Here is a 14,263-nt window from a genome sequence, read left to right on the forward strand (position 1 = left end):
GCCGCTCGTCACCCCGAACCGTCAACGGGGTGACGATAAAACGTCTCGATTTTCTCGGTTAGACGTGGATCGGCTTGCCCTGCACCGCCATCGCCGCTTCCTTGATCGCCTCGGAATGCGTCGGGTGAGCGTGGCAGGTATAGGCGATGTCCTCGCTCGTGGTGCCGAATTCCATCGCCACCGCCGCTTCGGCGATCATCGTGCCGGCGGGCACGGCGATCGCCCACACGCCCAGCACGCGGTCGCTTTCGGCTTCGGCGATGACCTTCACGAAGCCGTCGCCTTCGTGATTGGTCTTGGCGCGGCTGTTGCCCAGCATCGGGAACTTGCCGACCTTCACGGCCTTCTTGTCGCCACCCATCTTCTCGATGGCTTCCTCGGTCGTCAGGCCCACGCCCGCGATTTCGGGCCAGGTGTAGACCACGCTGGGAATGATCGCGTGGTTCACGATGCCCGTCTGTCCGGCGATGTTCTCGGCCACGGCGATGCCTTCGTCCTCGGCCTTGTGCGCGAGCATCGGGCCGGGAATCACGTCACCGATCGCCCACACGCCGTCGACGCGGGTGCGGAAGTCGTGGTCGGTCTCGATCTGGCCGCGCTTGTTGGTCTCGAGCCCGATCGCGTCGAGGCCGAGCCCGTCGGTGTTGGGCTTGCGCCCGATCGACACGAGTACGCAATCGGCCTCCATCGTCTCCTCGTCGCCGCCCGCGGCGGGTTCGAGCGTGAGGGTGGCCTTCTTGCCCTTGACCGAGACGCCGGTGACCTTGGTCGAGAGCTTGAATTCGATCCCCTGCTTCTTGAAGATCTTGCGCGCTTCCTTGCGGATGTCGCCGTCCATGCCGGGCAGGATTTCGTCGAGGAATTCGACGCAGGTGACTTCGGCACCGAGGCGCCGCCAGACCGAACCAAGCTCCAGCCCGATCACGCCGCCGCCGATGACGACCATCGTCTTCGGCACCTTGGGCAGTTCGAGCGCGCCGGTGCTGTCGACCACCACGTGCTTGTCGTTGTCGACCTCGACCCCCGGCAGCGGGGTGACCGACGAACCGGTCGCGATCACGATGTCCTTGGCGGTGACCGTCTCGTCGCCGACCTTGACCGTGTGCGCGTCCTGGAACGTCGCATAGCCCTTCTTCCAGTCGACCTTGTTCTTCTTGAACAGGAATTCGATCCCGCCAGTCAGGCCCTTCACCGCGTCGCGGCGCTGGTTATGCATCTGGTCGAGATTGAGCTTCGGCGTCACGTCGATGCCGAGTTCCTTCATCGCGCCGTTCTTGGCCGCGTCGAAATACTCGCTTGCGTGCAACATCGCCTTCGACGGGATGCAGCCGACATTGAGGCAGGTCCCGCCGAGCGTCTCGCGGCCTTCGGCACAGGCGGTCTTCAGCCCGAGCTGCGCGGCGCGGATCGCGGCGACATAGCCGCCGGGGCCGGCACCGATGACAAGGACGTCGTAATCGTAGGAATGGTCAGCCATGGGTCTTTCCTCAAAGGTCGATCAGGATCCGGGTCGGATCCTCGATCGCTTCCTTGATGATCTTGAGTGCGGTGACGGCTTCGCGGCCGTCGATCAGGCGGTGGTCGTAGGACAGCGCGATATACATCATCGGGCGGATCACGATCTCGCCGTTCACCACCACCGGACGGTCCTCGATCCGGTGGAGGCCGAGCACCGCGCTCTGCGGGGGGTTGATGATCGGGGTGCTCATCAGCGAGCCGAACACGCCGCCGTTCGAGATGGTGAAGGTGCCGCCCTTCATATCGTCCATCGTGAGGCTGCCGTCGCGCGCGCGTTTGCCGAAATCGGCGATGTCGAGCTCGATCTGGGCGAAGCCCTTCTTGTCGACGTCGCGCACGACCGGGACCACGAGGCCGTTGGGCGCGCTGACCGCGACCGAGATATCGACGTAATCGTGGTAGACGATCTCTTCGCCGTCGATCTGCGCGTTGACGCTGGGCACGTCCTTGAGCGCGAGGTGCGCGGCCTTGGCGAAGAAGCTCATGAAGCCCAATTTGATGCCGTGCTTCTTGGCGAAGGTGTCCTTGTACTTCTCGCGCGTCTCGATGACCGCGGTCATGTCGACATCGTTGAAGGTGGTGAGCAGCGCAGCGGTGTCCTGCGCGCTCTTGAGGCGCTTGGCGATGGTCTGGCGCAGGCGGGTCATCTTGACGCGCTCTTCGTTGCGACCGCCGGCCGGGGCCGAAGCCGCCGGTGCGGGCGCGTCCTGGCTTTGCGACGGGGCGGGCGCCTCGCGCTTGGCCTTGGCCGCGGCGAGCACGTCTTCCTTGGTCAGGCGGCCGTCCTTGCCGGTGCCCTTGACGCTCGACGGGTCGATCCCGTGTTCGAGCACCGCGCGGCGCACCGCAGGCGAAAGCGCGGCGGCATCGAAATCGGTGCCGGTGACCTCGCCGGTCGAATTGGGGACCGCGTCCTGCTCGTCGCCGGTGTCCTTGGGAGCGTCCTTCGCGGGCGCGTCGGCCTTCTTCGCGGGCGCCGTGCCGGAGCCGCCTTCCTCGACGGTCGCGATAACTGCGCCGACTTCGATCGTGTCGCCTTCCTCGGCCTTCAATTCGCCGATCGTGCCGGCGACGGGCGAGGGCACCTCGACCGCGACCTTGTCGGTCTCGATCGAGACGATCGGCTCGTCGACGGCGACGGCGTCACCGGGCTGCTTGAGCCATTCGGCGATCGTGCCTTCGGTGACGGATTCACCCAGCGAGGGGACGGTAATGTCGGTGGCCATGTGCTGGTCTTTCCTCAGACTTTGGGCAGGGAGGGCGGGCAATCGAGTTCACGCTGGGCGGCTCCGCCGTCGGCGCAGCCCAATGCGATGGTGAGCAGGGCGTCCTGCTGCACCTTGTGGCGTCCGGCGAGGCCGGTGGCGGGCGAGGCGGCTTCCTCGCGCCCGGCATAGCAGGGGCGCATGCCCTCGTGCCCGGCTTCGTGGAGCGCCTGCTCGATCTTCTCGGCGACGAAGAACCACGCGCCGTTGTTGCGCGGCTCTTCCTGGCACCACACGACTTCCTCGAGATTGGTCATGCGCTTGAGGCGCACGGCGAGCGGTTCGCCGGGGAAGGGATAGAGCTGTTCGATGCGAACCACCGAGACGTCCTCGCAGCCCAACTCCTCGCGCTTCTCGAACAGGTCGTAGGAGACCTTGCCCGAACACAGCACCAGCCGCTTGATCTTCGTGTCGTCGATCTCGACCGGGTCGGACTTGATCCGCATGAAGTGGCTTTCGCCGAGGAACCCTTCGCGGCTCGACTTGGCCTTGGGATGCCGCAGCAGCGACTTGGGCGTCATGATCACGAGCGGCTTGCGGAACGGACGCAGCATCTGGCGGCGCAATACGTGGAAATAATTGCACGGCTCGGTGATGTTGCAGACCTGGATGTTGTCGTTCGCGCACAGCTGGAGGAAGCGCTCAAGGCGCGCGGAGGAATGCTCCGGTCCCTGGCCCTCGTAACCGTGCGGCAGCAGCATGACGAGCCCGTTGGCGCGCTGCCACTTGACCTCGCCCGAGACGATGAACTGGTCGATCATGATCTGCGCGCCATTGGCGAAATCACCGAACTGCGCTTCCCACAGGACCAGCGATTTCGGATCGGCCATCGCATAGCCGTATTCGAAGCCGAGCACGCCGTATTCGGAGAGCGGGCTGTCGAGCACGGTGAAATCGCCGTGCGGCACGGTCTCCAGCGGGACGTACTTCCGCTCGTCCTTCTGGTCGACCCAGACCGCATGCCGCTGGCTGAAGGTGCCGCGGCCCGAATCCTGGCCCGACAGGCGCACGCCGAAGCCTTCGGACAGCAGCGAGCCGAAAGCGAGCGCCTCGGCGGTGGCCCAGTCGAAGCCTTCGCCGCTTTCGAACATCTCGCGCTTGGCATCGAGCACGCGGCCGAGCGTGCGGTGGATGTTGAGGTCGTCTGGCACGGTGGTGAGCGTGCGGCCAAGGCTGTCGAACAGCTTGCCCTCGATCCCGGTATGGACGTTGCGGCGCGCGGTCTCCGGATCGGCGGGCTTGTGCAGGCCCGACCAGCGACCGCCGAACCAGTCGGCCTTGTCGGGGGTGTAGTTCTGCCCCGCCTCGAACTCGTCGGCGAGCTTGGCGGTGAAGGCGGCCTCGTCTTCCTTGAGGAAATCCTCGTCGATCACGCCTTCCTCAACCAGCCGCCGGGCGTAGATATCCGACACCTTGGGGTGCTGCTTGATCTTCGCGTACATCAGCGGCTGGGTGAAGCTCGGCTCGTCGCCTTCATTGTGGCCGAAGCGGCGATAGCACCACATGTCGATCACGATGTCGCGGCCGAATTTCTGGCGGTATTCGATCGCCAGCTTGCAGGCGAAGGTCACCGCTTCGGGATCGTCGCCGTTGACGTGCAGGATCGGCGCCTGGACGCCCTTGGCGACGTCCGAGGGGTAGGGGCTCGAACGCGCGAATTGCGGGCTCGTGGTAAAGCCGATCTGGTTGTTGATGACGAAGTGGATGCAGCCGCCGGTATTGTAGCCGCGCACGCCGGAGAAACCGAGGCATTCCCACACGATGCCCTGTCCCGCGAAGGCAGCGTCGCCGTGGATCAGCACCGGGAGCACCTGCTGGTGCTTGACCAGGTCGTCGCGGATCGCCTGCTGCGCGCGGACCTTGCCGAGCACGACCGGATCGACCGCCTCGAGGTGGCTGGGGTTGGGCACGAGGCTCATATGGACTTCGATGTCGTCGAAGCCGCGATCGGTGCTGGTGCCGAGGTGGTACTTGACGTCGCCCGACCCGCCGACCTCGTCGGGGGTGGCCGAGCCACCGGAGAACTCATGGAAGATCACGCGATAGGGCTTGCCCATCACGTTGGAGAGCACGTTCAACCGGCCGCGGTGGGCCATGCCGTAGACGATCTCGTTGACGCCGTAGGCGCCGCCATACTTGATCACCGCCTCGAGCGCGGGGATCATGCTTTCGCCGCCGTCGAGGCCGAAACGCTTGGTCCCGACATATTTCTTGGCGAGGAATTCCTCGAACTGCTCGCCGCGCACCACGGCCGAGAGGATCGCGCGCTTGCCCTCGGGCGTGAACTCGATCTCCTTGTCCTTGCCTTCGAACTTGTCCTGCAGGAAGCGGCGTTCCTCGACATCGGCGATGTGCATGTATTCGAGGCCGATGCGGCCGCAATAATTGGCCTGCAGCGTGCGCAGCAGCTCGCCGATGGTGACCCATTCGAAGCCGAGATTGCCGGCGAGGAAGACTTCCTTGTCTTCCTGCCCGGCGAATTCGTGCCATTCGAGCGTCAGGTCCTTGGGCAGTTCGTGCGTGGTGAGGCCGAGCGGGTCGAGATCGGCCGCGAGGTGGCCGCGCACGCGATAGAGCCGCACCAGCAGCATCGCGCGCAGCGCGTCGCTCGCCGCCGCCTCGACCGAGCGCGCATCAGCAGGCTTGCCCGCCTTCTCCAGCGCTTCCTTCACCTTGATCTGCATCGCGGTGGGATCCAGCGCCTGGGTCAGCTCGTCCTCGGTCTCCCCGCCGACCAGCGGCCAGCCGCGTCGCTGCCAGGACGGCCCGGCCTGCGGTTCGGCAGCCGGATCGCCCGGATCGCCCGGGTCGCTCGGCGTGAAGTCGTGGTTCTCGTTGCCCATGCGGGGAGTCTCCGAGGGAGGAGGAAGGTTAGGCGAGTTCTTTCAGCATCGCGTCGAGCGTGGTGCCGAGCTCGCTGGGCGAGGGCGAGACGCGGATGCCCGCATCTTCCATCGCCGCGATCTTGTCGTCGGCGCCGCCCTGGCCGCCCGAGACGATCGCCCCGGCATGGCCCATGCGGCGGCCCGGAGGCGCCGTGCGGCCCGCGATGAAGCCGACCATCGGCTTGCGGCGCCCCTTGGCGGCTTCCTGCTTGATGTATTCGGCCGCTTCCTCTTCGGCGCTGCCGCCGATCTCGCCGATCATGATGATCGACTTGGTCGCGTCGTCGTCGAGGAACAGGTCGAGCACGTCGATGAAATTGGTGCCGTTGACCGGGTCGCCGCCGATGCCGACCGCGGTGGTCTGGCCGAGGCCGACCTGCGTGGTCTGGTGCACGGCTTCGTAGGTCAGCGTGCCCGAACGCGAGACCACGCCGACGCTGCCCTTCTTGAAGATGCTGCCGGGCATGATGCCGATCTTGCATTCATCCGGGGTCAGCACGCCGGGGCAGTTCGGGCCGATCAGGCGCGACTTCGATCCTTCGAGCGCGGCCTTGACCTTGACCATGTCGAGCACCGGGATGCCCTCGGTGATGCAGACGATCAGCGGAATCTCGGCGTCGATCGCCTCGCAGATCGCGTCGGCGGCGAAGGGCGGGGGCACGTAGATGCAGCTCGCATCGGCGCCGGTCGCTTCCTTGGCTTCCTTGACGGTATTGAAGTTGGGCAGGCCGATATGCGTCGTGCCGCCCTTACCGGGAGTCACGCCCGCCACCATCTGGGTGCCGTAATCGAGCGCCTGCTGGGTGTGGAAGGTGCCGGTGTCGCCGGTCATCCCCTGGGTGATGACCTTGGTGTTCTTGTTTACGAGGATGGACATCAATTGCTCTCCATGCGGGTTCCCACGGCGAGGCGCAGGCTGGGTTCTTTTCTGGAGCCGGTGGGTGCCATCTGCACCGCGCGGCCTTCGGCGAAAAAGCTGATTTCGCCGTCCTTGTTCGGTTGGGGCAGCTTCCCACCCCAAGCGGATTTGAACTGTTCGAACGCCTTCAGATTCTTGATCCGGGCGATCACGATGCACGCACCTTCGCCTTCAAGCGCGCTGAGCATGATGATCGGTGCACGTTCGAGATGGCCGAAGATGATAGGTCCGTCTTCGATCTCGCCGCCATCGCCATTTGACATGGTGGCGCGCTGCCAACCGGCCGCTGCGAGCGCAGCGGGATCGATCGAGCCGGTCTCCGTGACGGCAAAGCAATCGTTGTAGCTCTCGTACACTTCGCCGAGCTCGGCCACGCGCATCTGTCCGCTGGCCGGAGCAACGAAAAGCGCAGCCATCGCTGCGGCAGCGGCGGCGCGCTTAAGCAAGGCTGCTATCCAGCCCCTTGCACGCCTCGAGCAGTTCCTCGACCGCGTCGGTCGAGACCTTGAGGTTGCTCTTCTCTTCGTCCGACAATTCGATCTCGATCACCTCTTCGGTGCCGCCCGCGCCGATCACGGTGGGGACGCCGACGTAAAGACCGTCGAGGCCGTATTTGCCTTCGACATAGCTGGCACACGGCAGGATGCGCTTCTGGTCGCCGAGATAGGCTTCGGCCATCGCGATCGCGCTGGTGGCGGGGGCGTAATAGGCCGAGCCATTGCCGAGCAGGCCGACGATTTCGCCGCCGCCCTTGCGGGTGCGGTCGACGATTTCATCGATGCGGCCCTGGTCGACGCCCTTGATCTTGGCGAAGTCGTTGACCGGGATGCCGTTGACGGTGGTGTAGCTGGTGACCGGGACCATGGTGTCGCCGTGGCCGCCGAGCACGAAGGCGTTCACGTCCTTCACCGAGACGTCGAATTCCCACGCGAGGAAGGTCGCAAAGCGCGCGCTGTCGAGCACGCCGGCCATGCCGACGACCTTGTTGTGCGGCAGGCCGGAGAATTCGCGGAGCGCCCAGACCATCGCGTCGAGCGGGTTGGTGATGCAGATCACGAAAGCGTCGGGGCAGTTGTTCTTGATGCCTTCGCCGACCGCCTTCATCACCTTGAGGTTGATGCCGAGCAGGTCGTCGCGGCTCATGCCGGGCTTGCGCGGCACGCCCGCGGTGACGATCACCACGTCGGCGCCGGCGATGTCGGCATAATCGTTCGAACCGGTGATCTTGGCGTCGAAGCCCTCGACCGGGCCGCACTGGCTGAGATCGAGCGCCTTGCCCTGCGGCATGCCCTCGGCGATGTCGAACAGGACGATGTCGCCCATTTCCTTCTTCGCTGCGAGGTGGGCGAGGGTGCCTCCGATCATGCCGGAGCCGATGAGCGCGATCTTCTTGCGTGCCATAGTGGGTAGGCCAGTCCTTCCGCCGCGGGTCAGGCGAGGGTGAAGGGGGCTTCCGGCCCGTCCCGCGAATGGGCGAGGCCCCGAGATTTGCGCGCGGATTACCGCCCGATCCGGGCGAAAGCAACCGCCTTCGCCCGACTATCTTTGCAACTGGTTTGCAATAGCAAGAAGAGGTTTCGCGGGCGTCCGATCTGGCAACGGGGCGCACGGCATCGGGTTCCGGACAGGCCTGGTCCGGCGCGCGTCATTCGGCAGGATGTGTGCAGGTCGCGTCAGCTTGCGACGCGCTGGTCCTGGTCGGTCGTCTGTTGCTCGCGGGCGAGCAGCATCGTCGCCAGGTAATCGGGCACCGCGCGGCTGAAGTAATAGCCCTGGCCGAGCGTACAGCCGGCCTCGCGCACCGTGCGGACCTGTTCGATCGTTTCGATCCCCTCGGCGACGATCTCCATCTCGAGCGTGCTGCCCATTTCGGAGACCGCGCGGATGATCGCCTCGCTCTTCTTGCCGACATGGCTGCCCGAAACGAAGCTGCGATCGACCTTGATCTTGCCGAACGGATATTTGTGCAGATAGGCGAGCGACGAATAGCCGGTCCCGAAATCGTCGAGCGCGAAGCGGACCCCGGCCTGCGAGAGCTCGGCGATGAAGGCTTCGGTCGTCTGGTCGTGGTCGACCAGCACCGATTCGGTGATTTCGAGTTCGAGCCGGTGCGGATCGAGCCCCGCTTCCTTGAGCGCGGCGAGGATTCCCAGCGCGGCGCCGGGCGTGCGGATCTGCAGTGGCGAGAGATTGACCGCGAGCGTGACATGTTCGGGCCAGTGCGCCGCGATTTGCGCGGCCTGTGCGAGGATCCAGTTGCCCAGCGTCACGATCGCGCCGGTCTCCTCGGCCACCGGGATGAATTCGTCGGGCCGCATTTCCCCCTTTTCGGGGTGGAACCAGCGCACCAGCGCCTCGAAACAGCGAATCCGGCCGGTCTCGAGGTCGACGATCGGCTGGAAGAAGATCGACAATTCGTCGCGCTGGACCGCTTGGCGCAATTCGGCCTCGATCTCGCGCCGGCGCACGAGGTCGCGGTTCATCGACGGATGGTAGAACGACATCTGGTTCCGGCCGTTGACCTTGGCGTGATACAGCGCGAGGTCGGCCGCCTGCAGCAGCGGCTCGAGGTCGCTGGCGTCGTCGGGCAGCATCGCGATGCCCATCGAGGCCCCGATCTCGATCCGCTCGCCGCGGAAGCGATAGGGCCGGGTAAGCGCGTCGAGCAGCTTGACCGCCATCTTCTCGACCTCGTCGCGGCGATCGGCTTCGAACGCAACGATGAATTCGTCGCCGCCAAAGCGCGCGATCGTCGCGGTTCCGGGTGCTTCCTCGCGCAGGCGCCGCGCGACATTGGCGAGGACCTTGTCGCCGACCTGGTGGCCGAGCGTGTCGTTGACGAACTTGAAGCGGTCGAGGTCGACCCACACCAGCGCCAGCTTGCGGTCGTTCGCGATGTCCATCAGCGCGGCGGTCAGGTGGTGATTGAGACCGGCGCGGTTGAGCAGCCCGGTGACGATGTCGGTCCGGGCGAGCTTCTCCATCTTGTCGGCCAGGCGGCGACTCGTCTCGGCCGCGGTGATCGAGCGCTTGAGCACGTCGAACACGTCCTTGATGATCGACACCATCGCCGGGATGCAGAGCAGCAGGCCCAGCGCGGTCATGAGCAGCGGCAGGCTGCCGACATAGACGCAGGCGGCGACGACCGGGAGCAGCGACAGGCAAAGCTGGCCGATCGCGATCACCGGTCGCCCGGCGTTTCGCGCGGCGATGCCGACCCCATAGACCGCGGCATTGGCGAGCAGCATCAGCTGGATTGCGGTGCCGAAATCCATCAGGATCGCGTAGGCGGCGATGATGCCAGTCAGGCCGGAAAAGGCGAACGCGCCGATCTCGTAGACCACTTCCATGCGGCGCGGCGCGACGAATTTCATCTTCGGCAGCGCCAAGCCGAGCGCGATCCGGAACACCGCCACCAGCAACAGCACGGCCGTCAGGAGGGTGAGCGTCCGGTCCTGCGTCACATAGGCCCCGACCGAACTCGTCGCGACGCCGTTGCAGGCCCCGATGATCAGGCTCGACGGGCGCGCGTAGAGCGTGTCGACCAGCGTCTTCCGAATACGCGAGTCAACCGCGGTGCTGCCCCGCCATCTGCGCCAGTAGGATTCGAGTGCGCTTACCATCGGAAGCCTGTTTCCATCACCGGTCGGCTATGGCAGCGAACTTTCAAACAATAGTTAATGTGGGTCTGCGCCCAAGGCCTAACGCGGCGTTTCACGCTCAAGATGGCACTGCGCGATTTGGTTAACGCGGCACTAGGCTTCGCGGCGGGCGTCGTCCTCGCGAGCCGCGACGGCTCCCGCCATCCGCGCATCGAGCAGGCGGCAGATTCCGAGCCAGTGGTCGTAAGTCTCTCGATCGCCGCGGAAAAAGGCGTCCTCGGCCTTTTCCCGAGCGGCATCGGCAGCACCGAGGCCGTGGCGCGCGAAGTGCTTGAGCGCCGCGCGCAGCAGTGCGTCGCTTTCGGCGGTGGCGGCGCCGTCGTTCGCGGCAAAAGAAGATATCTGCGTACCGAAGAACCGGTCGAGCGAGCGGCGCCCGCCCTTTGCAGCGCTGAATCGGATCGTCAAAATCTATCTCCTGGCACGTCCGGGCCGCGCTCGCCTTAATGCGAATCCGGCGGGTCGGGTGCGTTGGAGAATCGCCTAGCCTCAAGGCCTGAAGCCTTCGTCTCGCGGGATGGTTAAGCGGCCATTTACCCTAATCTTCGGAGGGCTTGGCGGCAGGCGTGCGCCAGCGTCCGCTGTCGCGATATTCGGGGCGTACCGTGCCACCCCCGGGCAATCGGTCGTCGCGCGGGGCGGGTGACGCCGAGGGCGCCGGCGCGGGGTCTCCGGGGCGCCGGTCGAGCGCACGCGGCGCGGGCGGCAGGCGGTCGTCGGTTTGCGGGGGCGCGGCCGAAGCAGGCGCCACTTGTGGCAGGTCATCGAGCGGGTCGGGCATCCGCGAATCGTTCGCCCGGACCGCCGAGATGGTCGGTTCGTCGCCGCGATAGTTTGTTGCGAAGGCGCGCAGTCTGCCGGCGCTGCCGGGCAGGACGTAGAAACGGTGCGCGCCGATCACCGTCAGCGTCGCGAGCCGGGGCGCCCAGTACGGGTTCACCGCCAGCGTGTGGTAATGCGTCGCAAGCCCGGCCGGTGCATGGACGTAGCCGCTTAGCGCGGCGCGGGCGATGTCCTGCGCCTTGTTCCAGGCCGAGCGCGAGGGGCGCCGCGCGAGGCTCCCGTCGCAGGTGAAGCTGAACTGGCACCCGGTCTTGCGCGTGCTGCCTTGGAACACCACCCCACAGACCGAGCCCGGCCAGGAGGCATGTTTGACCCGGTTGAGCACGACCTGTGCGACCGCGCGCTGGCCGCTGTCCGATTCGCTCGCGGCTTCGTAATAGATGGCCTGCGTGAGGCAGGTCAGCGCGCGGCGTTGGTCGGTCGCCGATCCCGCGCGACGGAAGGCGGCGGCGATGGCGGAGGGAGCGGAAGTGGCGCCTTCGCCCCCGGCGTCGGGAGCCGCCACGCTGTCGGCCTCGAGGTAGTAATAGGCCGACCCAGGGAAGTTCCAGCCTTCGCGCTCGAACGGCATCCGCGCGACCACCGGGCCGCTGCCCCCAGCGGGAATTTCGGTCACCGCGCCCCAGCGCATGTCCATGTCGGTCGTTGCGGCCAGCGCGGGGACGCCGATCGCCACCAGCAGCGCGAGCCCCCAGCGCGGATCGATCCGGCGGCGCGCGGCCTTGCGCCGGGCCGCAATCTCGGCCCGCCGCATGGCGATATCGACCCGGTCGCGGGGCCCTGTAACGCGCGCATCCATGCTGCCGCCTTAGCCCAGCTAAGTTAACATTGCAGCGTCTCTTGTGCGCTGCGGAAGGCGGCGCTAATCGGGGCCCAGCGTCATAGGTTGTCCCGCGCCAAGGAAGACTTGGGGCCGGACCGAAGAGGGAAGGAGGTGCGAAACCTCCGCTGCCCCCGCAACTGTGACCGGGGAGGCCGTTCCCGAGATGCCACTGCCGCGTGCGCCTGCACCGGTGGGAAGGCGGGAAAGGCCGGCGATCCGGGAGCCAGGAGACCTGCCTGCGACGTGTCGTTCCGCGGCCGGGCGGGGTGTACCGGAAGCAGGCGAGAGCCGCGATCTTCGCGCGCTTTCCGTCATGAGCGATATGTTCGCGAATGACGGAGGAATAATGCGTAAATTTCTGTTTTTGTTGAGCGTTTCGGCGCTACTTCCCAGTATTTCCCAAGCGCAGGAAAGCGCGGCACCGCTCGTCGAGAGCGATGGCGCGGACGAGGATGCGCGCACGCTCACAATCACCGGCGACGGTTTCGCGGCGAGCACCGAGCTGACCGGCGAGAGCGTCTCGATCCTCACGCGCAGCGAGATCGAAGAAGTGCAGGGTGCCGATATCGTCCGCGTGCTGACCCGCACGCCGGGCGTAGCCGCGAGCCGCAATGGCGGGGTCGGCAGCTTCACCGGCATACGGCTGCGCGGGGCCGAGGCAGAACAATTGCTGGTGCTGGTCGACGGGGTGCGGGTGGCCGATCCGGCAGCGCCTGGTGCGGGATTCGATTTCGGGAACCTACTGCCCGGCACGGTAGGCCGGATCGAATTGCTGCGCGGATCGAACTCGACGATCTGGGGCAGCCAGGCGGTCGGCGGCGTGCTGCTGGTCGAAGGGCGCGAGTTCGACGGGGCGGAGGCGAGCGTCGAATACGGCGCACGCGATACGCTCTATGCGACCGCCGCGCTCGGGCTCGAAGGCGAGCGCTACGGGCTGACCTTCTCGGGCGGCCATTACGACACCGAGGGGTTTTCCTCGGCCGCCGCCGGAATCGAAGCCGACGGCTACCGCCAATGGCAGGCGGGCGCTCGCGGTCGCTTTGCGCTGACCGACACGCTCGACGTGGTCGCCAGCGCGCGCCATGCAGACAGCCGGCTCGAGATCGACGGCTTTCCTGCACCCGCGTTCACGCTCGCCGACACCGCGGGGTTCCAGGAAACGCGCGAGAGCAGCGGACGGATTGGCCTCGACTATGGCGGAGAAAGGCTGAACCTCACGGCGTCGTTCTCGCTCTCCGACACCGACCGCGACACCTTCGATCCCGGCTTCGGCACCGAACCGAGTTTCTCCACACAGGGCCGCAGCGAGCGTGCCGAACTGCGCGGGCGCTATTTCCTCAAGCCCTATGTCGTCGCGATCGCCTTCGGTGGCGAGGCCGAGTGGAGCCGCTTCTCCTCGAGCTTCGATCCGCAGCAGGACGCCGAGATCGTCGGCGCCTATGCCCAGCTCGAATATCGGGTGCGGCCCTTGGTGCTCAATCTCGGCGTCCGGCGCGACGAGCATGACCGCTTCGGCGGCGCGACCAGCCTTGGTGCCGATGCCGCCTGGTTGCTCGGCGATGGCTGGAGCGTGAAGGCCAGCATGGGCGAGGGCTTCAAGGCGCCGACGCTGTTCCAGCTCTATTCGGACTACGGCAACGCCGCGCTCGAGCCCGAACGCAGCGTCAGTTACGATATCGGAATCGAGAAGGGCGCGCGGCGTTCGGGCCGGTTCCATTTCGCCGTGACCGCATTCCAGCGCGACACCGAAGACCAGGTCGATTTCGTGTCGTGCTTCGGCGTCACCGGCGGGATCTGCACCGATCGCCCGTTCGGCACCTACGACAATGTCGGGCGGGCCCGCGCGCGCGGCGTCGAAGCCGAAGCGACCGTCGGCCTGTGGGCGAAATTCGAGGCCGGCGCGGCCTACACCTATCTCGAGACCGCGAACCGCACGCCGGGTTCGGCCAATTTCGGCAACCGGCTCGCGCGCCGTCCCGACCATGCGCTGACCGTGTGGGGCGACTGGCGCACTCCGCTCGACGGGCTGACGCTCGGGTTCGACATCCGCATGGCGTCGGAAAGTTTCGACGACGCAGGCAATTTCAACGCGCTCGACGGCTACGCTACCGCCGACCTGCGCGCACGCTACGATCTCGGCCCGGTCGAACTGTTCGGCCGGATCGAGAATGTGGGCGACGCGCAATACCAGACCGCCGCCGGCTACGCGCAGGCCGGGCGCGGCGCGTTCGTCGGGGTGAGGGCGGGCTATTGAGGATTGCTTTCGCCTCGCCGTCCCCGCGCAGGCGGGGATCCAGGGCGGCCTGGCGCGCGCTCCTACTCTGGATTCCCGCCTGCGCGGGAATGAC

General features: G+C 66.4%; 10 protein-coding genes and 1 riboswitch. Of the genes, 1 reads left to right on the forward strand and 9 read right to left on the reverse strand.

All coding sequences use genetic code 11. The features are described from left to right. Positions 1–58 precede the first annotated feature (58 nt). From lpdA to IEW49_RS04090, 9 genes are all read right to left on the reverse strand, one after another. Positions 59–1,477, reverse strand: a complete 1,419-nt coding sequence (gene lpdA, locus IEW49_RS04050; protein ID WP_188641480.1) for a dihydrolipoyl dehydrogenase — start codon at positions 1,475–1,477, stop codon at positions 59–61. Between the two features lie 10 nt (positions 1,478–1,487). Continuing rightward, a complete protein-coding gene (odhB, locus tag IEW49_RS04055) occupies positions 1,488–2,744 on the reverse strand; it encodes a 2-oxoglutarate dehydrogenase complex dihydrolipoyllysine-residue succinyltransferase (protein ID WP_188641481.1) in 1,257 nt (418 codons plus the stop codon). A gap of 14 nt (positions 2,745–2,758) precedes the next feature. Then, positions 2,759–5,626, reverse strand: coding sequence for a 2-oxoglutarate dehydrogenase E1 component (locus IEW49_RS04060; RefSeq protein ID WP_188641482.1), 2,868 nt, complete (start codon positions 5,624–5,626; stop codon positions 2,759–2,761). A gap of 28 nt (positions 5,627–5,654) precedes the next feature. Then, a complete protein-coding gene (sucD, locus tag IEW49_RS04065; RefSeq protein WP_188641483.1) occupies positions 5,655–6,545 on the reverse strand; it encodes a succinate--CoA ligase subunit alpha in 891 nt (296 codons plus the stop codon). Next, positions 6,545–7,003 carry a hypothetical protein gene (locus IEW49_RS04070; protein WP_188641484.1) on the reverse strand — a complete coding sequence of 153 codons (459 nt, stop codon included), beginning with the start codon at positions 7,001–7,003 and terminating at the stop codon, positions 6,545–6,547. Before IEW49_RS04070 ends, sucD begins: the two co-directional genes overlap by 1 nt. A gap of 22 nt (positions 7,004–7,025) precedes the next feature. Beyond that, on the reverse strand, positions 7,026–7,988 hold the full coding sequence (gene mdh, locus IEW49_RS04075) for a malate dehydrogenase (protein WP_188641485.1): 963 nt from the start codon (positions 7,986–7,988) through the stop codon (positions 7,026–7,028). A gap of 272 nt (positions 7,989–8,260) precedes the next feature. Further along, positions 8,261–10,210 carry a putative bifunctional diguanylate cyclase/phosphodiesterase gene (locus IEW49_RS04080; RefSeq protein ID WP_188641486.1) on the reverse strand — a complete coding sequence of 650 codons (1,950 nt, stop codon included), beginning with the start codon at positions 10,208–10,210 and terminating at the stop codon, positions 8,261–8,263. A 132-nt stretch (positions 10,211–10,342) separates the two neighbouring features. After that, entirely contained in the window at positions 10,343–10,657 is a 315-nt protein-coding gene (locus IEW49_RS04085) for a hypothetical protein (RefSeq protein ID WP_188641487.1), read from the reverse strand. A 130-nt stretch (positions 10,658–10,787) separates the two neighbouring features. Next, on the reverse strand, positions 10,788–11,891 hold the full coding sequence (locus IEW49_RS04090) for a cell wall hydrolase (protein ID WP_229658069.1): 1,104 nt from the start codon (positions 11,889–11,891) through the stop codon (positions 10,788–10,790). Between the two features lie 67 nt (positions 11,892–11,958). Then, positions 11,959–12,169, forward strand: a riboswitch (cobalamin riboswitch). A 92-nt stretch (positions 12,170–12,261) separates the two neighbouring features. On the opposite strand from IEW49_RS04090, the gene IEW49_RS04095 reads away from it, so the two are divergent. After that, positions 12,262–14,169 carry a TonB-dependent receptor plug domain-containing protein gene (locus tag IEW49_RS04095; RefSeq protein WP_188641488.1) on the forward strand — a complete coding sequence of 636 codons (1,908 nt, stop codon included), beginning with the start codon at positions 12,262–12,264 and terminating at the stop codon, positions 14,167–14,169. Positions 14,170–14,263 lie beyond the last annotated feature (94 nt).

This window comes from Pseudoblastomonas marina (assembly GCF_014641655.1).
Classification (GTDB): Bacteria; Pseudomonadota; Alphaproteobacteria; order Sphingomonadales; family Sphingomonadaceae; genus Alteriqipengyuania_A; species Alteriqipengyuania_A marina.